This is a genomic window from Testudinibacter sp. P17/SS/0325 (assembly GCF_053570765.1).
The window spans coordinates 869,556-894,306 of sequence record NZ_CM131635.1; the positions used below are offsets into that span (position 1 = coordinate 869,556).

The window sequence follows — 24,751 nt, forward strand, 5'->3', positions numbered from 1 at the left end:
TCTTGTATAAGGGAAAAAAGGGGTGAAGTGGAGATTGTTTAATAATGATTATTACAATCAATGCCAAGGTTTTTTGGCACCAGTTACAAACTTGTGCTTGACCTTCGGTTCACAAAGCCAATCCCATCAATACGACGAAAAAGGCACGACCCAAAGTGATGCGCGTGCGGCGGTAGGTAGTTTGTCCGGCAATGTGACTATCCAAGCGGGCAATCATGTCAATATTCTCGGTACCGATTTGATTGCACAGGCGGACAAGGCGATTGATATCAGCGGCAAGACACTGAAAGTGGAAGCGGGCAAAGATATCATCGAAAGCAGCGAAAAACATGAATTTAAGCAGTCGGGTTTAACCGTGGCACTGTCCACGCCGGTGACGGACGCCGCGTTAGCAGCACGGCAAAGCCTGAAACGCAGCGGAGAAGTGAAAGACAGCCGTTTGAGCGCACTTTACCAAGTGAAAGCGGCGACGGAAGCGGCGATGGCGGCACAGGCTGCCGCGAACACGGCGGACACCATCGGCAATATGATGAACGGCGCAATGCAAGAGGGGGCGACGTCGAATCCGCAGGTGAAAATCTCGCTCAGTGTCGGTTCGAGCCAATCCAAATCGACCAGCCATACTCAACAGATAACCCACAGCGGCAGTGAAATCAATGCGGGTAATATCAACTTGCGCACGACGGAAGGCAACCTTGATATTCTCGGCTCACGCCTGAATGCCATCAACACTACACTTGACTCGGCAGGTGACATCAATATTCAATCGGTGCAAGATGAATACCGCAACCGCAGCGACAATAAAAACAGCGGTTGGAGCGTAGGCGTGTTCGTCGGCTCGAACGGCAACAGCTACGGTTTTGGCGTTGAAGGCTCGGCACAGGTCGGCAAAGGCAGAGAGAACAGCGACAGCGTGATTCAACGCAACAGCGACATCAACACACAAAACCTGACCTTAAACAGCCAAGGCAGCACCACGGCAGCCGGTGCGGTGATTAACGCTAAACGGCTGGACGGCACGATTGCAGGGGATTTAACCCTCGCTAGCCGCCAAGACAGCAACCATTATGACAGCAAACAGGTGCAAGCCGGCGGCAGCTTCTCTATCACTTACGGCTCAGGTGGCGGCGGTTCGGTCAATGCCAGCTTGAGCAAAGGCAAAGTGAACTATGCACAAGTGACTGAACAGACAGGGTTGAGAGTGGGCGAAGACGGCATGAACCTTCATGTTGGGGGCAACACGCACCTGAAAGGGGCGGTAATAGACAGCCAAGCAGAGGCAAGCAAAAACCGCTTCAGCACGGGCAGTTTAACCACAGAGAATATTGAAAACCACAGCGACATCAGTATTCAGAGTATTAGCGCAGGGGTTTCAAGCAGTGGCGGCATGAGCCCAACCCAAGCGATAGGCATGGCGGCGAGCTTGCTGGGCAACATGAATAAAAGCGACAGCAGCACGACACAAAGTGCGGTCAGCCAAAACATCAACCTCGATGTGAGAGACGGCGAAACCCCGACAGCACTTTCGCGCGACACCGAAAACGCCAATCAAAGGGCGGTGCGGGGAATAGACCTAATGCAGGGATTGAACCGACAAATTCTTTGGATTTATTTAATAAATCAGTACAGGTTGAAAAGCAAAGATTCACCATTGATTCAAATGGTAACATTCATAGGTTTATGGGGGATAGTACCCACAGTTGGCATTGGGCGGGTTCTACATCAGATAAAAGTAGCCCATTAATATTAACCAATCGCCAAAAATCTAGCTTAAAAAAGCTATATCCTGATCAAAAACGTAATCCAAACTTAAAGTAAGGGATAATTATGAATAAGTTAATCAATGAAACAAATGATTTTGGTTTTTTCTGGTCTTGTGATGAAATTGAACGAGGGTGGTATTTTGGAGAAATAAAAATTTTAATAGGAGAGACTATATATCCAGCTGGAAATGATGAACTTTATACTTTGAAAATAGTTTTTTCTAATTTAAAAGAGTCATTTGTTAATAAATACTATCCAGCAGGAATAACAAAAAATGGAGAATTTGGGGAAAAGAATTTTGATGTAAATAAATGGGGTAAACTGACATTAAAAGATGTATTTGCAATAGAAGTTACAGAGTTGGGAGGAGGACATACTCAATTGGGACTATGTATGGGTTATTCTGGTGATAGTGAAAGACTTTTTTATAGCTTTGATAATGAAAAGAGCTTTAATGAGATTAGATATCCAAAGGGCACAGTGGAGAAAATTATATTTTCGTTACCTGATTTTCCATAATAATTGGTGGAATATTAAATAAAATTGCCGGGCCAATCTAATTTATCCTGCACGGTATTTTGGGTGCGGTAGAAGCGCAAGTTAACGGCGGCAGTGCGTTGGGTGGTGCGGCGGCAGGGATAGCGGGGGAAGCGGCGGCAGAGCTGTTGGCACAAACCCTCTACGGCAAAAAGGCGAGCGACCTAAACGAGCGCGAGAAACAGAACATCACCGCCCTCAGCAGCCTGACAGGGGCATTGGCGGCAGGGATGGCGAGCAACGCGACAAACGGCACGACGAACCTCGCTGATACGCTTGCTAATGCCGCGATTGGGCAGGTGACAGCGGAAAGTGCGGTGGAGAATAATTATTTATTTAAACAAGAGCTTGCACGACAGCTAGAGCTCGTTGCCAAACGCCAAAAAGAAGGCTTAACGGAAGAGGAAGCCCAAGAATTAACAGACTTAGTGAAACTGGATCATCAGCGAGATAAGGATTTGCAGCTTGCTTGTTATGGTGGAATGACCACAGCTTGTGCAAATGAACTGATTACCTTGAGTTCAGCATTTTATAGTTATGGTGATCCAAAAGCTGAAATACAACATGGAGAATATAAAGATATTGCCACCCAATATGCCAATGCGAAACGCGAATATGCAGAGGACGTGGCAAGAGAAGCGTTAGTCAAAATTGCAAAAGAGGGGATTACGGATTCTGTTGAACTGGCAACGATTACAGCAAAAGCGATGACGGGCGACGAAGTTTCACAAGCGCAATTAAGTGAGATGGGGCGGGCGATTAAAGCCTTTGCTGAAGCACCAATTACAACGATTTCAGACAACATAAAATCACAATTAGCGGAAGCGGATAGATTAGAAGCCAGTGGTCAAACACGAGAAGCGGATGTGATGCGGATGCAGGTGTATTTATCAACCGAACTCGGCGTAATTGGCAGTACAGCAGGGGCTTTAAATCTGGTGAAAACAGGAGCTAAAAGTGCGGTGAAATTGGGTAAAACTGATGTTATTTCTAGCCCGATTGGTTACCCACTAACTGAGGCTAAAATTAATGAAATTCTATTGATTGAAAAAGGAAAGAGACCAGATCCAACAGAATATTTACCTAAAGAGTACATAGATGCACATTTATCTCAGTTTGATGATGGGGCGGTTAGGTTTATTCCTGAAAGTAATTTTAATAAATATGGGCTATCCCAACGAGATAATACAGCTTTTGTTTTGAGCAAAAAAGAAGCAGATGTTTTATGGGAAAATTCAAATGGAAATCTAAGAATTATAGAAAAAGAGCTTGGACTGCCAGAGAATTATTTATCTAACAATATTTTAAGAGTAGATATTAATGAACCACATCGTTTTAATTTAAGAATACCAAGCGGAAATGAAGCTGGAGTAAATGAACAGTGGGTTCCAGGAGGGAAGTTACCGAATGGTAAACTTGAAGCTATTATTGATTTTGATAATAAATTTAATCAATATTTAGAAATAAGGAAAATAAATGAGTAGATTTAAAGATATTTATGTAAATAAAGATAATTTTTTTTCCATTGGGATAGATACATTAGATAATAGATATTATATATCAATACCATTAACTATTGGTATAGCCGATTATGAAGAGCATTATATAATAAATGATGATATGTTTTCAAATTATCCAAATAATCTTGATGAAGTTATTAGATTTGTTGATGACTGTAAGAATAGAAAGAATGACCAATATTTAATAGATGATGTATGGGTTAATAGAGGTGTGCCTTATTAATGAATCTAAATATTATTGATAAACAAAATTTATTGCCTATAGGATATTGGGTAAATAAGGAAGTAATGAATGTTTTTATATTGGCTTTCAATATGGTGGACATATGGGAGGCGAGTGTGAAATTGCTATTCCTAAATTATTGTTTGATAAGTTTTGTGATAATGAGGCGTGGAGATTGAATGTTATTAATCGTTTCGCAAAAATATTATTTTTGGCATTGCCAGAATTAAATATCCCAATTCCAGAATCCGAGCGTAATAAGACAGGTGTTGTTCCTATTGATTGGAAATAGTTGAAATTTATTTTCCAAAGTTGTGTATGCAAAGGATAATCCTCTAAGGATTTGGGAGATATAAGATGAAGATAGCCTTGATGATAGTCATGTTAATATTGATATGGCAAGACAAAAAAGGAGTGAGGCTTATAAAGCAATCAATCAGTTGAGACCGAATGCTGAATACAATCTATCAAATGGAACTTATTTTCGAACTAATCAGAATGGATATGTTGAAGAAATATCATTTAAGCCTGATTTTGAAAATAAAGGTGTTCGAGATGGTCGTCAGACTGCGGTAGGTAAAGAGGGGATTGATGGAGATGTAGGTGGGCACATCCAAGCTTGCGCAATGGGTGGTTCTTGCGACCATTATAGTTTATTTCCACAAAATAGCAATTTTAATAACTCAGCATATAAGATCTATTTTGAAAATATACTTAGAAAAGCTCATATTGAGGGAAAGACAGTGGATAATATAACTGTAAAATTCATGCGTGATAATCTGAGTTCATCAAGACCAGATAAACTAGAAGTGAGATTTATAATTGATGGCGAGGAGTTCACTCAGGATTTTATTAATCAAAAAGGTGGTGGAAAATAATGAAAAAGCAGTTTGATATACTTAATAGTATATGTCGAATGTTTTTTGAAGCTAACAAAAAATTTGATACTCTAAGATATATATAGGTTTAATCCAGATGAAGGTTGGGTGGAGACTAGGCTATTAATAGTAGTTAATGGTGTTCGGCAATCTATGAATTTAAATGCGGAGTCTAATAATCAATTGAAGGGTTTTTGTCAAAAGCTTTATGCTGAGATGCAAACTCAAACTGGTGGTGACTGGAGAAAGTTTATATTAACTATTAATGAAAACAGTGAAGTAAAAACTCAATTTATTTATGAAGCACAATCCTATATGGATGAACTTAAAGATAATTGACAATTTATAGTTTATATAATGATGGCGGAGAGCTAGTTATTGCTCAATATTATGAGAACCCAGGGCATCACGATCCTAAAGGGAAAAATCAAGTTCAATATAATAATACAAAATCAGTAATTCCTGAAAATCATGTGGAGCTATGGAATAAAAGTTTTATTGTAGATGATGACCCTGAAAATAAATGGGCTATTGAATATAGAAATAATATCCCTGTATATCATCGTTTTCAAAATGATAATAATGGAAACTTTCATTGGGATGGTTCAACTGATGGTCAAACTTTATCTGGTCAATCTAGAGCTATAAAAATGAATGATATACCTAAATCACTTAAAGATTTGGGAGGTGTAAAATGAAAGTGGGAAACTCTAATTTCTATTTCGAAATAAATGAAATGGAATTGAAGCAAAAGCTAGTCCCTCTCCAAATTGTTATAAGTGGAAACGTGTTGGGAACATTGGATGATACTACATACCTTCCTTCTTTATTGAGTTCTTTAGAGCTGATACTAAAAGAAACATATTATTATGATGAAAGTATAAATTGCAACAACTATAAGAGTAGGTTTTTTTTAAATGGTGATTTTTGCTCTGGTTATAGGATAACGTTAGAGGATAGTTTTGATGATTTTATTAAGCGGTGCGCTAGGAATGATAAAAAAGTTTTTTCGCTTGGAAACTTAATGATGATGCTTTTTTTAACTATGAAGAGATTGATGGAGATGATGTTTTTTTCTAGCATTGATTTAGTGGATTTTATTTCTATATTAGAAAAATTAAAAGAGTGGTATCGTAATAATGTTGGTGAATATTGATTTTTTAATTTAAATTTTGCTATGGTAAATAATGAATAAAAACTATTGAATAACCGTCAGTGAATCAAAGCAATAATTTATTGTTGTTTCGGAGTTGGCAAAATCAAAAATGCCTCCTGAGAGGAGAAGTGCGGTAGGAGGTATTTGTTTTAGTGATGATAATCGTATTTATGTCGGCGAAGTCGGCGTTGGCTTTAGCCAAGCGAAAAGCGACAGCGCCCGTTATAGCGAAAGTGCGGTCGGCAACCATCTCAATGGGGCAGAGGGTGTAAGTTTGACGGCACGCCGCGGCAATATTGATGCGACCTACACCACTCTCACCACCCGAGACAGTGAGGGCAAGCGCACGTCGGGCGGTACGGTTGAGTTTGACGCGGCAGGCAAGATTTTACTGAATGCGGGCGTGGACGGTTATCGCCAACAAAGCAGCCAACGCAGCAGCGGCGCGCAAGTGGGCGTGGGTTATTCCGTCGGCGAACAAACGGGGGTCTATGCTTATGTTGAAGCCGGTTATAACCGCAGCGGTCAGCAGGGTGAAGGCATTTATCATCATAATAGTGTTGTGGATGCGGATAAGGTTATCGTCAAAAGCCAAGGCGATACGACGTTGAACGGGGCGGAGGTGCACGCCAAACAGATTCAAACCCGGATTGGCGGCGACCTGACGATTAACAGTTTACAAGACGGGGAGCAGCAGCGAAGCAGCGGCAGCAGTGTCGGCGGACGGGTGCAGGTGTCGTTCGGTACGGCTTGGGAGGCGAGTGCCAACGCAAGCGCACAACAAGGCAGTGCCAATCGTCAACAGGTCAATCGTCAAAGCGGTTTGTTTGCCGAAGAACATTATGATGTGGAGGCGAATAATGTTCACTTGAACGGCGGCGCCATCACGGGCAAGCAAACCGACAAAAACCGCCTTGTTACCAACAAACTGACCTTCAACGACATTGAAAACCGTAGTGAGAGCAAGGCGGTGAGCGCGAGCATTGGGGTGAGCGCAAGTTCGGACTTGAACAAGGACGAAAACGGCAAGGTAATCAAAAACGACAAAGGCGAGCCGGAACGAGTGACGGACGTCAGCCCGACAATAGTACTCCCTCCGTACGTGGAGGGAGGGAAATGTTAGGTGCTGGGCAAGCGATTACTTAAACTGCAAATTAATCTCTAGGCTGCTCATCAAAAAAGCTTGTTCTTCGCCTAATTCACTTTGGGTCAGCGGATTACGTTCCAAATAGCCTTGCTCAAATTCCAGTTCCCAGCGGTTGAAATTGCTGCTGACATCGAGGGTGAATTTATCAGTCAGTTCGGTGGCGCGGCGCGAGCGGTTGATGATGAGGGCAAGGCGCAGCAGCACGATTAATGCCAACACATCTTGCAGTTCGTAACGGTTGTCGTTTTGAATATCCGCCGGTTTGAAGGATTTGATTTGGAAACGCACTAAATTGGCTAACAGCCGTTGTTGGCAACGGTCAAAGCCCGGCAGTTCGCTGTTTTGGATAATGTAGGCGGAGTGTTTCTGTACCCCGCTGTGGTTGATCATAATCCCGACTTCGTGCAGTAATGCCGCCGATAACAGGATATTCTGCATATCGGCACTTAAATCGGCATTTTTCCAACGTTGGTATTTTTGCCCGAGCAGTACGGCGGTGTCGGCAACGCGCAGGGCTTGTTCCTGATCGACGCTGAAATGCCCCATCAAGCTGTTGACGGTGCGTTCGCGAATGTCGTCCACTTGGAAACTGCTTTCCAACCCGTACATCACGCCTTCACGCAATGCACCGTCGGAATAGCGCATTTGTTCGAGGCGATAATTTTCAAATACCGCACTTAGAATTGCCAAACCGGGTACAAATACACTGACTCGATCTTCACTTAAGCCGGCAATTTTCAACTTATCAAAATTATCAAATTTCAGCACTTTATCAATCAGTTGCCGTAAATTGTCGGCGGTGATCACGCCGTCGCAATCGAAGTTTTCACTGACAATCTGGCTGACGGTTTTAATCGTACCGGAAGAACCCAACACCGATTGCCAGCCGAGATGACGATATTCCCACGACAGATCTTCGATTTTCTCCAATGCCGCTTGTTTGGCTGCTTGGAAACTTTTATTGCTGATTTTGCCGTCGGCAAAATAGGTTTTGCCGAAGCTGACGCAGCCCATATGGCGGCTTTCGGCGATCAGCGGGGTGAAGCCTTCGCCGATAATCATTTCGGTTGAGCCGCCGCCGATGTCTACCACCAGTTTACGCCCGCTTTCCGGCTGGGTATGCGACACGCCGGAGTAAATCAGTTTGGCTTCTTCGGTGCCGGAAATAATACGGATCGGAAACGGAAAAACCTCGGCGGCTTGTTGTAGAAATTCATCATTGTTGACGGCACGGCGTAAGGTATAGGTGCCTACCGCGCGTACATTTTCCGGCGGAAAGCCTTGCAGCCGTTCAGCAAACAGTGCCAGGCAAGCCACCCCGCGCGCAATGGCTTCCTGACTGAGATACAGTTTGTCGTCCAACCCCTGTGCCAACTGCACCCGTTGTTTTAAGCGCGACAGCACCTGAATCGAGCCGTTGACAATGCGGACAATGATCATGTGAAAACTGTTGGAGCCCAGATCGATTGCGGCGAATTCTTTGGCGGTCGATTCCGTTGAGGTGGTTTGTTGGTTCATAATAATTACTCTTTAGTTGCTTGGTCGGTGACTTAGTCTGTTATTTGGTCGATACGGTTTTGGCGGATAGATAGTCGTGAATCGCCAGCTGCGAGCGACAAGCCGGCTGCCGGTTGCGCACATATTCATTTTTCTCTTTCGCGTCAATGATACGCGCTTTGACATTGTCTGATAACTGGATTTTCAGAATATCAATCACGCACTGTTTTGCCTCGGCATCCAATAGCGGCGCACCGACTTCAATCCGGCGATCAAGATTGCGCGTCATCCAGTCGGCGGAAGAGATATAGACATCCGGATCGCCGTTATTTTCAAAATAGTACACCCGCGGATGTTCGAGGAAACGGTCAATCACGCTGATGATTTCAATATTTTCGCTCAATCCCGCTACGCCGGCTTTTAACGAGCACATGCCGCGTAGGATCATTTGGATTTTAACCCCGGCTTGGCTGGCGTTATACAACAGGTTCACCATTTGCTGGTCAACCAGATTGTTAATTTTGATAATCATCCCGCTCTTCTTACCGGCTTGCGCATTCTCGATTTCGCGGTTGATCAGATAAGACAGTCGGATTCTGACGTTAATCGGCGAAACCAGCAGGTGGGAAAATTTGGTCGGGCTGAACGGCATTTCGATAAAGCGGAATACCCGTTTGACTTCTTCGGTGATGTTGCTGTTTTTGCTCAGTAAAGCGAAATCGGTATAAATTCGTGCCGAACCTTCGTGGAAGTTACCGGTGCCGACATGGGCATAATTCACCAGTTGGTTGTTTTCACGGCGGGTGATCAGGAATAATTTGGAGTGGATTTTAAAGCCCGGTGAGGAGAACACCACCTTGATATTGCTGTCGGTCAGGCGTTTCGCCCAATTGATATTGGCCTCTTCATCGAAGCGGGCTTGCAATTCGATAATCACCGTCACCTGTTTGCCGTTGTTGGCGGCATTCATCAGGGCTTCGATAATGCGGGAGTGTTTCGCCACCCGATACAGGTTGATTTTAATTGCGGTTACATTCGGGTCAAACGAGGCTTGGCGCAACAATTCGCAGATCACGTTAAAACTGTGGTACGGGTAATACAGCAGAATGTCTTTTTTGGCGATGGCATCGAGAATAATCCGTTCGTTTTTCAGTTGCGGGTGGGCAATCACCGACAGCGGCGCATTGACCAACTCTTTTTTGCCCAAATCCGGAAATTGCAGCAAATGCTTGAAGCTGAGATAGCGCCCGCCCGCTTCGACCGAGTCCAGACTGCTGATGTTCAAACGCTGTTTCAGTAATTTCAGCAGGTTTTTCGGCATTGATTTTTCATACAGGAAACGCACCGGTTGCGCGGTGACCCGTTGCTTCAGGCTGGTTGACATCAGTTCTAATAAGCTGTATTCCACTTCGGTGATCAAATCGTATTCGGCATCACGCGTCATTTTGATCGAGTAAGCACTGATTTCATCATAATCAAAAATCGCATCGGCAAAGATATTTTCCAGACAAAAACGGATCACGTTGTCTAATAAAATAATACCTTGATGGCGTTTATAACGCTCTTTTGGCAGCACGATAAAACGTGAAAGCGAATCGGACGGAATCGGCAGAATCGCCAGGGTTTGGATTTTTTTGTTTTTCTTCAGTTCGATAATCAGGTTCGAGTTGTGTGCGCTGAGCGATTGCAGCAAATCAATATCTTCATTCAGAATAATCGGGAAAATATATTGTTTGATTTCGCGTTTAAAATAATCTTTGAGCCAGTTTTGATGATAAGGGGAGAGTTGGTTTTCGTTCAGTAGGAAGATTTTATGCTTTGCCAGCCGTAGCATTAGGCGGCTGTAGATTTCATCGAATTTTTGGTTTAACTGTTCCGTTCGCTGCTGAATCACTTCCAATTGGCTGCGGATCTGCTGGGCGGGCAGCGACTCCTGCTCACGGATGATCAACAGCTTATGCTTCAGGTTGGCAAACCGCACTTGGTAAAATTCATCCAGGTTGGAGGCAAAAATCCCCAGAAAGCGGATCCGTTCTAACAGCGGATTGCTTTCGTCATAGGCTTCTTGCAGCACCCGCTCGTTAAATGCCAACCAACTCAGCTCTTTTGAGGTGTAGCTGTTCTCATCGATTTCTAACGTTAACATCTGGTTTCTCCTTTTTAAATACAGCATTTTTTATAATATGGCGCTGTTTGCGTCTTGATTTAAAATTCAAATTGGTACAACAAATCAACAGCTTGGCTTACCCCCGATACCGATTGTAAAAACAGTTGCGGCATTATTTTATATCGTAAAGTTAATTCTGCCAACGGTTGAAACAAGCCGACCCCATATTTGATTTGCAGACGCGGGGTGATATTGCCGCTGACCACCACTTGCGAGTTGTCGCCGATACCGGCGGTATCCAGCGTTAAATCGCTGATTCCAAACGCTTCGCCGATACCGCCGACCAGTTTGCCGCTCTTGGATAAGCCCAAGCCCAACATTGCGGCGCCAATCGAGGCGCTGGAAGCGGAGTCGCCGCTGTTATCCAAACCGCGTCCGGTCAACAGGTAGGAAAGGGCTTCGTCCTGCGACATGCCCGGTTCGGAAAAGACCGACACATCGGGTTGATCGGCAATGCCGGTCACTTTAATGCCGGCGACGATTTTACTGTTTTCCATCGCTTCCGGATTACGGATGGCTTCGATATTCAAGAACGGCTGCGACGCCAAACCGGAAAAGCTGATTTGTCCGCGCCGGATTAATAAATCCTGTCCGAATGAGGCATAGCGGCCGTTTTGGATATTGACTTGTCCGTACAGCCCCAAGGTTTTCTCTTGCCGTACCGCCAACGTTCCGTTCAGGTTGGCTTTTAAGCCGTAGGCGTCGAGAAACACATCATTGCCGATATTCACGGTAATGTTGGACGACACCGCCATGCCCGCTTGGCGCGCCAGTGCCTGTTGCTGCAACGCTTTGCGAATCTCCACTTTGTTTTTGCCGTCGACAATCACCAGATCGCCGCTGACGCCGACCGCACTTTCCGGCAGTTGTTCAATCGTAATCCGCGCCCACGGCACATCGACATTGCCGGTCAGATTGAGCAGCTGCGGATTAATATTGGCTTCGACATTCGGGCTGACTTCGATTTTGGCAATGCCGGGCATATCCAGTTTGAAACGGTTGGCTTGGGCTGCGATCCGTGCCTGCCACTGTTCGAGCGTGCGCCATGAGGCGTCGCCGTTCAGGTTCAGTTGGCTGTCCGGTGTTTTTAGCGTGCCGTTTAAAGTGGACGATGTGCCGTTGAAGGCGATGTTCAGCTGTCCGTCACTGACTTGGAACGGGGTTGAGAACAGCTTGGTGCGAATGCCGGTGATATCGAAACGCCCGTTCAACAGCGGCGCTTGCAAATCGCCGCCAAAACGCAAGCGGCTGTTGACCAAGCCTTGCACGTTTTCGCCTTTGGCGAGCAGCTGGTTGAGCAGATTCAGATTGAAATCCTGCAGGTTCAGATCGCCGGATAAACCGCGGCTATTCGCCAAATCGGTCAGGGTGAGATTGGTTGCCAATTTGCCGTTTTGATTGATCTCGGTTTCCGCTTTGAGCAGCAGGTTATTGTTCTGAATCTGGCTGTTGATCTTGAGCCGGTTGAGCGCAATCTGGAAAGTGCGGTAGTCAATCCGATGTTTGAACCCCAGTTGGTTGCTGGTGAGTGCCAGCTCCAATTCAAACGGTTTGTCGCTATGCCATGCCACTTTGCCGCTGCCGTCAATAATGCCCGAAGCTTGACTGTTGTTATCCAGAAATTCGTTCACCATCGCTAAATTAATCTGTTTCAGCTCAAACGGAATGTTCCCGTTGTTGCCCGCGGTAAACGGCTGCGGGAAACAGAGTTGCGCCTGTTGGTTCAGCCAACAATGGGCGGCAACATTGGCGTTGTTTTGCTTAACGTCGAAACGCACCGCCACGTTTTGATTATTGTTCCAGTTGCCGACCGGCGAGTGTAACCGCACTTGGCTGAGCGTGCCTTGCCAAATTTCGTTGGCGCGATCAAAGCCGCCGTAAATATTCAAGGTGCCGGAGACCGGTTCGCCTTGGGTGCGCAGATTCAGTTTGTGATTTTTTTCATTGCCTTCGGCAATCAGTTTGGTTTGCTGTAGCGTGACATCGCCGTATTTGAACGAGTCTAGGTTTAAGTACAGGGCACCGGCAATGATCTCGTCCATGGTCAAACGCCCTTTGGCGCTGAAATTGCGCAGGCGGAAGTCTTGGTAATCAATATTTTTACTGACCAAATCCAGATCGGCGGACGGTTTTTGCAGGCTGCCTTGAATATGGATATTGCCGTTTAGTGAGGCAGACAAGTGCGGTAGCAAGCCTGCCAAATTGGGCGCATTAATCTGCGCTTGCAGATCGGATTCCTGATCCAAATGCCCGTTGAGTAACATAGTGTTGTTGCCGTAAACCAGTTTGACTTGTTTCGCATCCAGCACGCGTTGATCGTTGCTGTGCAGTTTGCCGCTGAGTTGTAACGGCTGATTGTTTAGCCGTCCGTCAATCGCCAGTTCGTCAATCGCCAGCTGCCAACTGTCGCCCTTAGCCTGCCCCTGCGTGGTTAAGCCGCCGTTCAGCACCGCCGCCCATTGCGGCAGATAGCTGCGGGTGTCGATATTGGCGAGTTTGACCGCACTTTGCCAGCTGACGCCGTCATGCCATGCCAGTTTGCCGTTTAATTCGGCATTGCCGTTGAGCGCTTCGATTAACAAGGCTTGAATCTCTAAATCGCTAATCGTGCCGTCGGCATTCAGGCTGACTTTGGCGGGCGGAATATCCACGCCGCTGATTTGGCTGTCGAGGGCGATGTGGTATTGCGACAAATTGCCGTCCAGTTGCAGTTCAAGATCCTGCAAGCGCACGTCCGGCTTATCTTTGGCTTGTTCGTCGCCTTGGTTTCGCGTTGCAAACGGATACTCGAATTGCGGGCTTTTCAGGGTCAGTTGTAACGGATTATGCGCTTGATTCAGTTGGATTTTCCCGTCCAAACGCATATCCGCCGCGCCTTGGGTCGTGAACTGTAACTGCGTGGTTTGTTTCAGCGCGCCGCTGAGATTGAGTGTAACCGCACTTTGCGGCAACAGCAGTTCTTCGCCTTGCAACAACGGATAAATTTCCGCGCTTAGCTGCAAGTCCAGTGGGAAATCCTGTTCCAAACGGATATTGCCTTTGCCGTCGATATCAAGCAAATCACTGTTCAGCGTCAATTGCTGTAATTGCACTTGGTAGCCGGTTGCGTCGGCAATCAGATCGACGCTTGGAACCGCGATATCCAAGCCGTTCTCCCACGATTCGCGGTAGTGCCAGTCACGCCCGTGTAAGCCTAGCAGATGAATATCAAACGGCAGGGTGACTTGTTGCAACTCGGCTAACAGCGGTTTTGCCAGTTGCCGGCGTAAGGCGTCCCAGTCGGTCACTGCCGCGGTTTGCGCCGTTTCAGCGGTTTTATCTTCTTCTTTCGCCGACGCCGGATTTTCTGCCATCGTTACGCTGAATTTTTCAATTTGAGTCGGCTGAATCGTCAAGCCTTGCTGATTATCGAGTGAAAGTGCGGTTTGGAATTGCTGTAGCGCAAAGCGCATGTGATCGACTTTGGTATTCACCTCTTGCAAGCTGACATTGCGGATCTCGACCGCCAGCGGCAGCGTGAGTCGTCGTATTCCGTCGGATGACGGTTCGCGTGGTTCGGACGGCGGTAACAATGCGGTATCCACTCCGACCGCCACTTGTTTTAGCGAGACATCGTCAAGACACAGTTTGCGCTGCCATAAACAGGAAAATTGCAGTTGCGCGCGGGCTTCGCCGACTGCGACGCCGATCCCGTCGCTGTGGTATTCGAGATGGTGTAAGACGAGACCGTCACTCAAATTGCCGCTGACTTGTTCGATTTGCAGCTCCTCCAGCAGATGATCCGCCAATTTCAGCAGCGCGCGTTGTCCGTAACCGCTGCCAATCAAACCGACTAACAGCGCCAACAGTAACAGCAGTGCAATGGCAGCGGAGCATAACCATTTGCGCCAACCGCACTTGTGTTTTTTCTTGATTGCGGTGTGCGCTTCGGTTTGCGGTCCGTGATGTGCTGTGCCGTCAGTGATGTCGGTTGCTGCGGTGCTTTGCGCCGTTTGTGTGTTTTTCATTACAACTCTGTTCCTAGCCCGATATAAAATTGAATATTTTTACTGTTGTCTTTGTCGTTGATTGGCGTGGCGATATCGAATTTGACGGCACCGATCGGTGATGCCCAACGCACACCGATCCCCGCCCCGGAACGTAATTCGGCGCGGGAGAAGGTATTCGCCGCCAAGCCGGTGTCGTAAAACACCGCCGCCCACCAGTCTTGATAGACCTGATATTGATATTCGAAATTGGCAATCGCCAAGCGTGAGGCGCCGACCAGTTTGCCGTCTTTATCTTTCGGTGAGACTTTTTTATAGCCGTAACCGCGAATACTGCGGTCGCCGCCGGCGAAATAGCGTAAGGCGGGAGGAATGCGTGCCAATTCTTTGGTGTTCAAGTAACCGACTTCAAACCGTACCAAAAAACGGTGATTAGCGGCGTAAGTGCGGATCCAGGCAGAGGAAGCCCGCACGCTGAAAAAGTCCACATCTGACATCCACAGCTTGCGCCCGAGGTTAAAGGTGACATTTTGTGCATCGCCCCAGCTTGGGAACATGCCGCCGCGTATCCGAGTGCGGTTAAAACCGACGGTCGGATAGAGCAGGAAGGTTTTATGCGACACACCTGCTTGGGTGAAGTCGTCGTAACGGGCGCGTACGCCGGCAAAATATTGCCAGCCGCTGCTGTGGTTCCAATAGCGCAAGCCGGCGAGGGTCACGGTATTGGATTTGGTATCGTTGTTATCTTCCCGTTCCATCCCGCCGGAGAATTCATAGTAGTAATTCATCGGATTGGCAAGCAATGGCATACGGTAGGTTGCTTCTACGGTTTGTTGCGGCGCTGACAGATACAGATTGCTGCGGAAGCTGTGCCCGCGGCTGTTAATCCACGGACGGGTCCAACCGACTTGCAGTCGCGGTCCGACATCGGTCGAATAGCCGATCCCCAGCTCCATACTGTTTTTCTTTTTCGGACGCAATAACACATCCAGATCGACCCGTTTGGCGTCGGCGTCCAAGTGCGGTTCCAACAACACCGAGCTGAACCAGTTGCTGGAACTGTAGTTGGAGGTGAGGGTGGACAAATCGTTAATCAGATAAGGTTCGCCGGCTTCGATCGGCAGCATATTGCGCAGGTAGTCTTCACGGATTTGCGAATGCTTAAAATTGACCGAGCCATAGTGATAACGCTTGCCGCTATTAAACACAATGTGCCACACCGCTTCATGTTCGTCCGGGGTGACCAACAGTTGCGACAGCACAAAATCGGCGTCAAAGTAACCGCGCTTTGCCGCGAGACTTTGCAGCGAGGATTTATAGTCGTCATATTCGCCTTGATTTAAGACCGCACCGACCGGCGGCAGGGTTTTATTCAACGCAATAAATTCGGGATCAAGATTGGCGTCGCCCAAAATTTGAATCTCGGGGGCGGCGTTTTTCACCGGCTGTGCCAATACCACATCGGCAAACAGCAAATCTTTCGCCGGTGCGGGGCGGGTTTGCAAGCGGAAAGTGATTTGATTATTAAAATAGCCTAACGCACGCAGGGCATTTTCAATGGTCTGGCTGACCAGATATTGATAGCGTTCCGAACCGTCCGCTTCATCGTTGCTCAACTGCGACAGGTGGATTCTGACATTGTTACTCAGTTCCGGATTGGTAATCCCTTGCACCCGCAATAATACCGTTTGTTGTTGCTGCGGTGTTTGCGTCTTGTTATCCGTATCCGCAAGTGCGGTTTGCGCGAGGGCGGCGAACGCTAACAGAAAAATTTTCGCTAAGCGTCCGTTCACTTTCCCTGTGAATGACTGCCATGGTAATAATTTCACATCAACTCCATAGGTGTTGGTCTTTGTTTTTTATATTGAAGATCAATTTTTAGACCGCAATATCGGCATTAAGTTTACCGCCAAGCGCACCTTATGCCAATGGTTTTGATGTGGGTTTACTTTTATGTCAAATCACTTTTAATGCCGAGATTAAATCGGGCTTCAGTTCCAACATCAGTAATAATTTTCTTGCCGAACCACTGGGAACACGGCGCAGGGTTTCCCAAGATTGCACCAACGCCAAACTGACTCCAAGTGCCTCGGCAAACTCTTGCTGCTTTAAACAGGTTGTAGCGCGAATTTTTTTTACATCAGGAATTTGATGAACGTGTACAGCATCAGCATTTGCCTGCTTTATACCATTCTCAATCTCGACCATTTCGTTTAAACCTGTGAGTAAGTCATTAAACAGGGCTTTATCCATACTTATTCCTTTTCTTGGCTCAATTTATCAGTAATTTGTTTCATTAATGCTTTTTCGGCTTGGGTTAAATTATCCTGTGCATTTTTAGGGTAAATCAGCAAGAGATATAGCCGCCCTTTCGTGCCGACATGGTAATAGATAATCCGCACGCCACTGCTTTTTCCTTGGTTATTGTGACTTGCCCAACGTATTTTTTGACAGCTGCCGGTGTGTTGCAAATATTTTCCCAGGCTATGATTCTCCAACAAATATTGCTGTAGTGCTTGGAATTCATCATCACTCAATAGGTCAGCTCGTCGTTTGGAAAACGGGCTCAGTTCAATAAACGTCAGATAGCGCATAACACCAAAATCCTCAATTCGAAATTGTACAATGTACAACTCTTATGTGCAATTAAATTTATCAAGTCAGCAGAGTTATCAATAAAAATGAAAAGTTGCCAATAACGGATAACGATTTTCTCGATCCCGATCGTAATTTTGGAAAAAATGCCAGTTTTATATTGTCATCAAAATGTAACACTTCTTTGCTACAGTGATTCGGCTCAATGTCGAGCGATTAATTTTCGAATTCACTGAAGGACTGTTTATGTTTAACAAATCACTTTTGATTAGCGCACTGGCGACAGCAACTGTTTCTTTCTCTGCGTCAGCCGCAACGGATATTACTTGGTGGCATGCGATGGGAGGGCAGTTGGGGGAAACTGTCAACAAAATTGCGGCGACTTATAACGCTGCGCAACACCAATGTAAAATCGATCCGATTTATAAAGGCAGCTATGAAGAATTATTAACCGCCGGCATTGCCGCTTTCCGTGCCAAACAAGCCCCGAATATTATCCAAGTGTATGAAGCCGGTTCGGCAACCATCATCAACGCCAAGGGCGCATTGACGCCGGTTGCCGATCTGTTTGCCGAAAGCGGCGTGGCATTTGATAAAAATGATTATCTGCCGGGTATTCGTAACTTCTATGCCGACAGCCAAGGCAAAATGATCGGCATGCCGTTCAACTCCTCAACCGTGATTCTCTATTTTAACAAAGACGCGCTCGCTAAAGCCGGTGTGCAACCGCCGAAAACCTGGGAAGAATTCGAGGGCGTAGCGGAAAAATTGAAACAAGCCGGTTATATCGCATTGTCGCAATCCCATTCGCCATGGATTTTGTTTGAAAACTTCCATTCGCGCCATAACTTGCAATTAGCCGATCAAAACAACGGTTTTGACGCACCGGCAAGCAAATTGAACTACAACAACCCTGATCTGAAAATGCACCTGAGTAAATTCAAAGAGTGGAAAGACAAAGGTTATTACGGCTACTACGGCGAAGGTTGGGGCGACAACCAAACCCCGTTTGAGAAAGGCGAAGTGGCGATGTGGTTAGGTTCAAGCGGTTCATTCGGCGGCATTAAAACCCAAGCCGATTTTGATTTCGGCACAACCTATCTGCCGTACTGGGATTCGATCACCAAAGGCAAAGAGTACAACACCTTTATCGGCGGGGCGGCGCTATTTGCCTTCTCCGGTAAATCGAAAGAGCAGAATGCTTGTTCTACCGACTTCTTCAAATTCTTGAGCAGTGCCGAGGTGCAGGCTGATTGGCATAAAGAGACCGGCTATGTGCCGATCACCACCGCCGCGTACGAAAAAGTGAAAGTCGAAGGTTACTATCAGCAAGAACCGGCGGCGGAAACCGGCATTTTACAGTTGAATTTACCGGGCGGCGAATGGACCAAAGGCTACCGTTTGGGCTTCTATCCGCAAACCCGTGAAGTGATTCGCAGCGAAGTGACTAAAATGTTTACTGGCGGCACCGAGGTGGATCAAGCGCTGACGGTGATTGAAAGAGATGGTAACCAATTGCTGTCGCGTTTTGCACAAACCGTCAAATAACCCAAAGTGCGGTTTTGGCTGAAAAGCCTTTTCCCTTCCTTCGTCCTTCGGACACCTCCTCCGTTTACGGCGGGAGGGAATATTTTTCGGTTGTTTGATTTTTAGGATCACAAGATGAATAAAAGAACCTTTAAACATTCTGCATTACCTTATCTGTTTATTGCGCCGCAATTGCTGATTATCGCCATTTTCTTTGTTTGGCCGGCGCTGCAATCGCTGAATATGAGCTTCTATTTGGAAGATCCGTTCGGTTTCAGCTCGACCTTTGTCGGTTGGCAAAATTACATTGATGTGTTGAGTAATCCCAATTATTACAAATCGTTTCGCTTCACGATTATTTTTTCCGTGTTGGTCACTTTTTTCTCATTGGCGATTGCGCTGCTGCTGGCGGTGAAAGCCGATCAGGTGATCCGTGCCAAAAACAGTTATAAAACCCTGATTATCTGGCCTTACGCCATCGCGCCGGCAGTGGCGGGGTTGCTTGCCGTATTTTTGTTCGATTCCCATGTCGGACCGATGTATAAACTGTTGAACCAAATGTGGGCGTTCGATCATAAACTGGACGGCGTTGACGCCACTCTTGCGCTGGTGCTGATTTCGGTGTGGAAACAGGTGAGCGTGAATTTCGTCTATTTTATCGCCGGTTTGCAAGGCATTCCCAATTCGGTGAAGGAAGCGGCGGCGATTGACTGCAAAAGCCGCAGCAAACGTTTCTGGACGATTACCTTTCCGCTGTTAGCGCCGACCACTTTTTTCTTATTGGTAATCAATATCACTTATGCGTTTTTCGAAACCTTCGGCATTATCGACACCCTGACCCGCGGGCGCCCGAGCGGCGAAACCTCGACGCTGGTGTATAAAATTTATCAAGACGGTTTCTTGGGGGCGGATCTGGGGGGCAGTTCGGCGCAGTCGGTGATCTTGATGATTTTCGTGATGTTGCTGACGGTGGTGCAGTTCCGTTTCTTAGAAAAGAAAATTCACTATTAGCGGGCGTTTGAGGAATAACGATGAAAACAAAATTTTTCGACCATTTTATTTTAATCACCGGCGTGATTTTCTTAATGCTGCCGGTGTGGTTAGCGCTCACTTCCTCCACACACAGTGCGGAATATCTGGCGCGCAACGGCATTCAATTTTGGTTCGGCGATGAATTTATCAGCACTTACAAAGAGTTGCTGTTCGGTTCATCCAGCGTATTTTTAAACGACACCTCGGTGCAAATCAAAGGCGCCAGTGGTTTGCTGATGTTGAAAAACTCACTGATTCTGGGTTTTGGTTTTGCGATTGGTAAAATCGTTATCTCGATGTTGGCGGCGTATGCGATTGTCTATTTCCGCTTCCCGATGGGCACTTTCCTGTTTTGGATTATTTTCAGCTCGTTGTTGTTGCCGTTGGAAGTGCGGATTATCCCGTCTTATGAAATCGTGGCGCAACTGGGCATGGTCAACAGCTATACCGGGCTGATTTTGCCGCTGATTGCTTCGGCGACCGCGACGTTTTTCTTCCGCCAATTTTTTCTGTCGATTCCCGATGAATTAATCGAAGCGGCGAAAATGGATAACGCCGGCCCGTGGCGCTTTTTCATTGATATTTTGCTGCCGCTGTCGAAAGCGATGATTGCGGCGATTTTTATCATTATGTTTGTGGTCGGTTGGAATCAGTATTTATGGCCGATTTTAATGACCACCGACGAGAGTTTCAAAACTCTGTTACTGGGGATTAAAGACATCATCAATGTGTTGGACGACGGCAAAATTCCGGCTTATAACCGCGCATTTGCGCTGGCGGTGTTGTCGATTGCGCCGCCGGTATTGGTGGTGGTGCTGTTCCAAAAATGGTTTATCAAAGGCTTGGTTGATTCCGACAAATAAAAGAGAGAAAAAAGATGTCAGCATTAGAAATCAAAAACGTAAGCAAAATTTATCCCAACGGCAAAGCGGCAACCCACAATGCCAATATCAGCATTGAAGCCGGGGAGTTTGTGGTGTTTGTCGGGCCGTCCGGCTGTGGTAAATCCACGCTGTTACGCATGATTGCCGGCTTGGAATCGATCACGTCCGGCGATATGTATCTCGCCGACGAGCGGATTAACGATCTTGAACCGGCGGATCGCAATATTGCGATGGTGTTCCAAAACTACGCGCTGTATCCGCATATGACGGTGTTTAAAAATTTGGCGTACGGCTTGATTAACCGCAAATACCCGCAAGCGGAAATCCAAAAACGGGTGGAAGAAACCGCCAAATTACTCCAGTTGAGCGAATACCTTAATAGCAAGCCGAAAGAGTTGTCCGGCGGACAACGGCAGCGGGTGGCAATGGGGCGCGCGATTGTGCGCGAGCCGAAATTGTTCCTGTTTGATGAGCCGCTTTCCAACCTTGACGCCAAATTGCGTAATACCATGCGCTTGGAGATCAAAGCGTTGCAACGGCGGTTAAATATCACCGCGGTTTACGTGACTCACGACCAAGTGGAAGCGATGACTATGGCGGATAAAATCGTGATTCTGAATGCCGGTAAAGTGGAACAAATCGGCACGCCGAAAGCGATTTACCACCGTCCGGCAAATCTGTTTGTCGCCACCTTTATGGGCTCGCCGGCGATGAATATTCTCGAAGCGACCTTGCACAACGACAGTCTGCGACTGCCGAGCGGACACTATTTCAAACCGCACTTTGACTTGCCGCCGCAGTATCAAGGCAAAACAATTAAAATCGGAATCCGTCCGGAAAAAATTCAGCTCTCTCAGCAAAAACCGACGGTGGAAAATCCGTTTTTGCTTGCGGTCAGCGTAGTGGAGGATTTGGGCGCGCAGCGGGTGATTCACGGCAATTTAGGCAAACAGCCGCTGCTTGCCGTCACCGAAATGAGCAATGTGCCGGCGGAAGACGCCCTGTATTTTAGCGTTGCCAGCCGCGATATTTATCTGTTTGACGGCGAAACGGGGCAAGCCATTTACCAAAACTAATACCAGCAAAGGAGGCGCTATGGCACTGGCATATTCACTACCATTTGATGAGCGGGCGGAGATTCCGTTAATTACTCAATTATGCTCGGAACTGGAAAGCGTACCCGAGTCGGTTTTTGAAGAGATCCGACAGGCGGCGCGTAATCATGAAGTGCATAGGCGTTATATGCAGTTGCCTTGCTTGCAAAGTATCGAGTGCGGTCATCGTGGCGCAGGACAAAAATTATCGCGTCATTTTCGTGTTGTGGCATGGAATTTGGAGCGTTGTTTGGATGTCAGCGCAAGTGCGGTTTTGTTGCGCCGACATAATCCCGATATTGTGCTGTTATCGGAAATGGACAACGGCATGGCGCGTACCCAACAACGCCACACCACCCAAGCGTTAGCCAAAGAGTTGGGCATGTATTATCTGTACGGCGTTGAATTTTTAGAGTTGGATTTAGGCAGTGAAATCGAACGCAAACTGGCAACTGACGACTTCAACCGCCACGGTTGGCACGGCAATGCCATTCTGAGCAAAGTGCCGTTTAAATCAGCGGCGATGTTGCGTTTTGACGATCACGGACATTGGTTTAACGGACAAAAAGTGGGCGATCACTTCGGTGAAGCGCGGATTGGCGGACGCATGGCATTGTTGGCAGAAGTGGCGACTTCGCAAGGGAATTTATTGGTGGTCAGCACCCATTTAGAAAGCAACGTTAATCAAGATTTGACTTACCGTGAACAGCAAATGCGCACCCTAACACAAGCCTGCCAACAGTTTAAACCGGATTTACCCGTGATTATCGGTGGCGATCTGAATAGCGGCAACAATCTTGCCGACGGCTTGGATCACCGCGCCGAACCGCTGTTTGCCGCAATGGAACAGCTTGGTTACCATTGGCAAGCCAATCCCGACGGCGTGACCACCCACCACTCGCATATCACCTTGCGCCAAACGCGGCAACAAAAACTGGATTGGTTCTGCGCCAAACAGATCCGCTGCTCGCACAGCGAAATCCTCTCCGCCTTCACACCCGACGGCACGCCGTTGTCGGATCATGAACCGATTTTAGCCGATTGGGTCTATCCGAAATCACTGGGCTGACCGCACTTTTAAAACAGCCTAAAAAAGCCTTATGATAAGGCTCAGGTTGATGACAAAGTAATAATTTCCCTCCCTCCGTATACGGAGGGAGGTGTCCGTAGGACGGAGGGAGGCATAAAGAATGTTAAAAATGAATTTGATCTATAAGGCTTAATTTATTAAGGTAGTGATTTATTTCTTCAACGCTCCTAATAAGCCGCGCACAATTTGATTAGTGATTTTGTTGCGGATATTGCGTCCGATACTCTTACTGACGCTACTCACCACTTGTTCTGTCATGGTCAGTTGTTCGCCGCGTTTTTTACTGCCGAAGATCATGCGGCTGAGGCTGTTGACCAAACTGTTATCTTCCTCTTGCGCCTGTTCTGCCTGCTTTTGCGCCACCGCATCCAGATTTTGTTGCTCGGCAGTCAGCACTTCAAACGCCGATTCGTTATCCACATAGTCGCGGTAGAACAGATAGAGATCGTCGGCTTTTACCCAAGCTGACCGCTCTTCAAGCGTGATCGGTTTTAACTGGCTTTTCGGCGGGTAAATGTAGGCGATTTCGACCGGCGTCGGCATCCCTTTTTCGTCTAAAAACGACACCAACGCTTCGCCCACGCCAAGTGCGGTAATGGCTTCGACCACATTCACTTCAGGATTGGAGCGGAACGTTTCGGCGGCGGATTTGACCGCTTTTTGATCGCGCGGGGTGAACGCACGCAGCGCATGTTGAATGCGGTTGCCCAGTTGCCCCAATACGCTGTCCGGCAAATCGAGCGGATTTTGCGTAACAAAATAGACGCCCACGCCTTTGGAACGGATTAAGCGCACCACTTGTTCGACTTTTTCGACAAGTGCGGTCGGTGCGCCGTCAAACAGCAAGTGTGCTTCGTCGAAGAACATCACAAATTTCGGCTTTTCCGGATCGCCCACTTCCGGCAGTTGCTCGAACAGCTCTGCCATCAGCCATAATAAAAACGCACCGTATAAGCGAGTGGAATTAATCAATTTTTCTGAATTAAGAATATTGATCACGCCTTTGCCGTCACGGGTTTGCAGCCAATCGTCTAAATTCAGCGCCGGTTCGCCGAACAGATTGATTGCGCCCTCGTTTTCCAAAGTCAGCAACGAGCGTTGAATCGCGCCGACGCTGGCGGCGGAGACATTGCCGTATTCGACGCGATAGGTGGCGGCGTTGTCGGCGACGTGTTTTAACATCGCGCGTAAGTCTTTCAAATCAATCAGCAGTAAGCCTTTATCATCGGCAACGCGGAACACCAAATTCAACAAGCCCTCTTGGGTGGCGTTGAGATTGAGCAAGCGCGACAGCAGCAACGGCCCCATTTCGGAAATGGTGGTGCGCAACGGAATGCCGCTTTCGCCGAACACATCCCAAAACGAGACCGGATAGCCGCTCAAATAGCTTGCGCCGCCCAAGTCAAATTGTTCGATTCGTTCGGCGACTTTGCCTTGCAGTTCGCCGGTTTTGACCAAGCCGGAAATATCGCCTTTGACATCGACCAAAAACACCGGCACGCCGTCGTCGCTAAAGGCTTCCGCCAGTTTGCGCAGGCTGATGGTTTTGCCGGTGCCGGTTGCGCCGGCGATCAAGCCGTGGCGGTTCGCCATTTTGGCGGTCAGCGAAAGGGTCTTGCCGCTGTGGGTGCGGGCGAGGGCATATTGGGTCATA

At 47.2% G+C, this 24,751-nt stretch carries 22 protein-coding genes; 15 read left to right on the forward strand and 7 right to left on the reverse strand.

The genetic code is table 11. From position 1 onward, the window contains the following. Nucleotides 1-73: 73 nt before the first annotated feature. The 10 genes from ACWA50_RS04165 to ACWA50_RS04210 all read left to right on the forward strand — a co-directional run bounded on the left by ACWA50_RS04165 (nucleotide 74) and on the right by ACWA50_RS04210 (nucleotide 7,201). On the forward strand, nucleotides 74-1,744 hold the full coding sequence (locus ACWA50_RS04165; RefSeq protein WP_431054057.1) for a hemagglutinin repeat-containing protein: 1,671 nt from the start codon (nucleotides 74-76) through the stop codon (nucleotides 1,742-1,744). A gap of 83 nt (nucleotides 1,745-1,827) precedes the next feature. Then, entirely contained in the window at nucleotides 1,828-2,283 is a 456-nt protein-coding gene (locus ACWA50_RS04170) for a hypothetical protein (protein ID WP_431054058.1), read from the forward strand. 59 nt (nucleotides 2,284-2,342) lie between these two features. Further along, nucleotides 2,343-3,785, forward strand: a complete 1,443-nt coding sequence (locus ACWA50_RS04175; RefSeq protein ID WP_431054059.1) for a VENN motif pre-toxin domain-containing protein — start codon at nucleotides 2,343-2,345, stop codon at nucleotides 3,783-3,785. Beyond that, nucleotides 3,778-4,044 carry a hypothetical protein gene (locus tag ACWA50_RS04180; RefSeq protein WP_431054060.1) on the forward strand — a complete coding sequence of 89 codons (267 nt, stop codon included), beginning with the start codon at nucleotides 3,778-3,780 and terminating at the stop codon, nucleotides 4,042-4,044. The genes ACWA50_RS04175 and ACWA50_RS04180 overlap by 8 nt, the downstream gene beginning before the upstream one ends. A gap of 103 nt (nucleotides 4,045-4,147) precedes the next feature. Continuing rightward, a complete protein-coding gene (locus ACWA50_RS04185; protein ID WP_431054061.1) occupies nucleotides 4,148-4,336 on the forward strand; it encodes a hypothetical protein in 189 nt (62 codons plus the stop codon). A 103-nt stretch (nucleotides 4,337-4,439) separates the two neighbouring features. Continuing rightward, the gene (locus ACWA50_RS04190) at nucleotides 4,440-4,922 is read left to right on the forward strand and encodes a DNA/RNA non-specific endonuclease (RefSeq protein ID WP_431054062.1); all 483 of its coding nucleotides are present in this window, start codon (nucleotides 4,440-4,442) and stop codon (nucleotides 4,920-4,922) included. Nucleotides 4,923-5,075: 153 nt separating this feature from the next. After that, nucleotides 5,076-5,261, forward strand: coding sequence for a hypothetical protein (locus ACWA50_RS04195; RefSeq protein ID WP_431054063.1), 186 nt, complete (start codon nucleotides 5,076-5,078; stop codon nucleotides 5,259-5,261). Then, nucleotides 5,258-5,620: a hypothetical protein gene (locus ACWA50_RS04200; RefSeq protein WP_431054064.1), complete on the forward strand. Its 363-nt coding sequence runs from the start codon at nucleotides 5,258-5,260 to the stop codon at nucleotides 5,618-5,620. Before ACWA50_RS04195 ends, ACWA50_RS04200 begins: the two co-directional genes overlap by 4 nt. Beyond that, nucleotides 5,617-6,078, forward strand: a complete 462-nt coding sequence (locus ACWA50_RS04205; protein WP_431054065.1) for a hypothetical protein — start codon at nucleotides 5,617-5,619, stop codon at nucleotides 6,076-6,078. The genes ACWA50_RS04200 and ACWA50_RS04205 overlap by 4 nt, the downstream gene beginning before the upstream one ends. A 109-nt stretch (nucleotides 6,079-6,187) precedes the next feature. Beyond that, complete coding sequence (locus ACWA50_RS04210; RefSeq protein ID WP_449343119.1) at nucleotides 6,188-7,201, forward strand: hemagglutinin repeat-containing protein; 1,014 nt, start codon at nucleotides 6,188-6,190, stop codon at nucleotides 7,199-7,201. Between the two features lie 15 nt (nucleotides 7,202-7,216). Here ACWA50_RS04210 and ppx read toward each other — a convergent pair whose 3' ends face one another. From ppx to ACWA50_RS04240, 6 genes are all read right to left on the reverse strand, one after another. Continuing rightward, nucleotides 7,217-8,743, reverse strand: coding sequence for an exopolyphosphatase (gene ppx, locus ACWA50_RS04215; protein ID WP_431054067.1), 1,527 nt, complete (start codon nucleotides 8,741-8,743; stop codon nucleotides 7,217-7,219). Nucleotides 8,744-8,783: 40 nt separating this feature from the next. Continuing rightward, nucleotides 8,784-10,868, reverse strand: coding sequence for a polyphosphate kinase 1 (ppk1, locus tag ACWA50_RS04220; RefSeq protein ID WP_431054068.1), 2,085 nt, complete (start codon nucleotides 10,866-10,868; stop codon nucleotides 8,784-8,786). Nucleotides 10,869-10,927: 59 nt separating this feature from the next. Continuing rightward, on the reverse strand, nucleotides 10,928-14,896 hold the full coding sequence (gene tamB, locus ACWA50_RS04225; RefSeq protein ID WP_431054069.1) for an autotransporter assembly complex protein TamB: 3,969 nt from the start codon (nucleotides 14,894-14,896) through the stop codon (nucleotides 10,928-10,930). Beyond that, complete coding sequence (gene tamA, locus ACWA50_RS04230) at nucleotides 14,896-16,668, reverse strand: autotransporter assembly complex protein TamA (RefSeq protein WP_431054287.1); 1,773 nt, start codon at nucleotides 16,666-16,668, stop codon at nucleotides 14,896-14,898. The genes tamB and tamA overlap by 1 nt, the downstream gene beginning before the upstream one ends. 163 nt (nucleotides 16,669-16,831) lie before the next feature. Next, nucleotides 16,832-17,128: a NadS family protein gene (nadS, locus tag ACWA50_RS04235; RefSeq protein WP_431054070.1), complete on the reverse strand. Its 297-nt coding sequence runs from the start codon at nucleotides 17,126-17,128 to the stop codon at nucleotides 16,832-16,834. A gap of 2 nt (nucleotides 17,129-17,130) precedes the next feature. After that, nucleotides 17,131-17,469: a hypothetical protein gene (locus tag ACWA50_RS04240; RefSeq protein ID WP_431054071.1), complete on the reverse strand. Its 339-nt coding sequence runs from the start codon at nucleotides 17,467-17,469 to the stop codon at nucleotides 17,131-17,133. A 247-nt stretch (nucleotides 17,470-17,716) separates the two neighbouring features. On the opposite strand from ACWA50_RS04240, the gene ACWA50_RS04245 reads away from it, so the two are divergent. The 5 genes from ACWA50_RS04245 to ACWA50_RS04265 all read left to right on the forward strand — a co-directional run bounded on the left by ACWA50_RS04245 (nucleotide 17,717) and on the right by ACWA50_RS04265 (nucleotide 23,076). Then, nucleotides 17,717-19,018 (forward strand): extracellular solute-binding protein, encoded by a 1,302-nt coding sequence (locus ACWA50_RS04245; RefSeq protein ID WP_431054072.1) that lies wholly within the window; start codon nucleotides 17,717-17,719, stop codon nucleotides 19,016-19,018. A 114-nt stretch (nucleotides 19,019-19,132) separates the two neighbouring features. Beyond that, entirely contained in the window at nucleotides 19,133-20,008 is an 876-nt protein-coding gene (locus ACWA50_RS04250; RefSeq protein WP_431054073.1) for an ABC transporter permease subunit, read from the forward strand. A gap of 20 nt (nucleotides 20,009-20,028) precedes the next feature. Continuing rightward, the gene (locus tag ACWA50_RS04255) at nucleotides 20,029-20,892 is read left to right on the forward strand and encodes an ABC transporter permease subunit (protein ID WP_431054074.1); all 864 of its coding nucleotides are present in this window, start codon (nucleotides 20,029-20,031) and stop codon (nucleotides 20,890-20,892) included. Between the two features lie 14 nt (nucleotides 20,893-20,906). Continuing rightward, the gene (locus ACWA50_RS04260; RefSeq protein ID WP_431054075.1) at nucleotides 20,907-21,989 is read left to right on the forward strand and encodes an ABC transporter ATP-binding protein; all 1,083 of its coding nucleotides are present in this window, start codon (nucleotides 20,907-20,909) and stop codon (nucleotides 21,987-21,989) included. Nucleotides 21,990-22,008: 19 nt separating this feature from the next. Beyond that, nucleotides 22,009-23,076 carry an endonuclease/exonuclease/phosphatase family protein gene (locus tag ACWA50_RS04265; RefSeq protein WP_431054076.1) on the forward strand — a complete coding sequence of 356 codons (1,068 nt, stop codon included), beginning with the start codon at nucleotides 22,009-22,011 and terminating at the stop codon, nucleotides 23,074-23,076. A 171-nt stretch (nucleotides 23,077-23,247) separates the two neighbouring features. Here the strand turns inward: ACWA50_RS04265 and ACWA50_RS04270 are convergent, their stop codons facing one another. Next, nucleotides 23,248-24,750: a helicase HerA-like domain-containing protein gene (locus tag ACWA50_RS04270; protein ID WP_431054077.1), complete on the reverse strand. Its 1,503-nt coding sequence runs from the start codon at nucleotides 24,748-24,750 to the stop codon at nucleotides 23,248-23,250. Nucleotide 24,751: the final 1 nt, after the last annotated feature.

Bases quoted from the DNA above. Each gene is read 5' to 3' on its own strand.
- ACWA50_RS04260 (WP_431054075.1), top strand. From the start codon at position 20,907: ATGTCAGCATTAGAAATCAAAAACGTAAGCAAAATTTATCCCAACGGC.
- ACWA50_RS04185 (WP_431054061.1), top strand. From the start codon at position 4,148: ATGGGAGGCGAGTGTGAAATTGCTATTCCTAAATTATTGTTTGATAAG.
- ACWA50_RS04245 (WP_431054072.1), top strand. From the start codon at position 17,717: ATGTTTAACAAATCACTTTTGATTAGCGCACTGGCGACAGCAACTGTT.
- ACWA50_RS04190 (WP_431054062.1), top strand. From the start codon at position 4,440: ATGGCAAGACAAAAAAGGAGTGAGGCTTATAAAGCAATCAATCAGTTG.
- nadS (WP_431054070.1), bottom strand. From the start codon at position 17,128: ATGGATAAAGCCCTGTTTAATGACTTACTCACAGGTTTAAACGAAATG.
- ACWA50_RS04210 (WP_449343119.1), top strand. From the start codon at position 6,188: ATGCCTCCTGAGAGGAGAAGTGCGGTAGGAGGTATTTGTTTTAGTGAT.
- ACWA50_RS04195 (WP_431054063.1), top strand. From the start codon at position 5,076: ATGAATTTAAATGCGGAGTCTAATAATCAATTGAAGGGTTTTTGTCAA.
- ACWA50_RS04170 (WP_431054058.1), top strand. From the start codon at position 1,828: ATGAATAAGTTAATCAATGAAACAAATGATTTTGGTTTTTTCTGGTCT.
- ACWA50_RS04180 (WP_431054060.1), top strand. From the start codon at position 3,778: ATGAGTAGATTTAAAGATATTTATGTAAATAAAGATAATTTTTTTTCC.
- ACWA50_RS04270 (WP_431054077.1), bottom strand. From the start codon at position 24,750: ATGACCCAATATGCCCTCGCCCGCACCCACAGCGGCAAGACCCTTTCG.
- ACWA50_RS04205 (WP_431054065.1), top strand. From the start codon at position 5,617: ATGAAAGTGGGAAACTCTAATTTCTATTTCGAAATAAATGAAATGGAA.
- ppx (WP_431054067.1), bottom strand. From the start codon at position 8,743: ATGAACCAACAAACCACCTCAACGGAATCGACCGCCAAAGAATTCGCC.
- ACWA50_RS04240 (WP_431054071.1), bottom strand. From the start codon at position 17,469: ATGCGCTATCTGACGTTTATTGAACTGAGCCCGTTTTCCAAACGACGA.
- ACWA50_RS04265 (WP_431054076.1), top strand. From the start codon at position 22,009: ATGGCACTGGCATATTCACTACCATTTGATGAGCGGGCGGAGATTCCG.
- tamB (WP_431054069.1), bottom strand. From the start codon at position 14,896: ATGAAAAACACACAAACGGCGCAAAGCACCGCAGCAACCGACATCACT.
- ACWA50_RS04250 (WP_431054073.1), top strand. From the start codon at position 19,133: ATGAATAAAAGAACCTTTAAACATTCTGCATTACCTTATCTGTTTATT.
- ACWA50_RS04255 (WP_431054074.1), top strand. From the start codon at position 20,029: ATGAAAACAAAATTTTTCGACCATTTTATTTTAATCACCGGCGTGATT.
- ppk1 (WP_431054068.1), bottom strand. From the start codon at position 10,868: ATGTTAACGTTAGAAATCGATGAGAACAGCTACACCTCAAAAGAGCTG.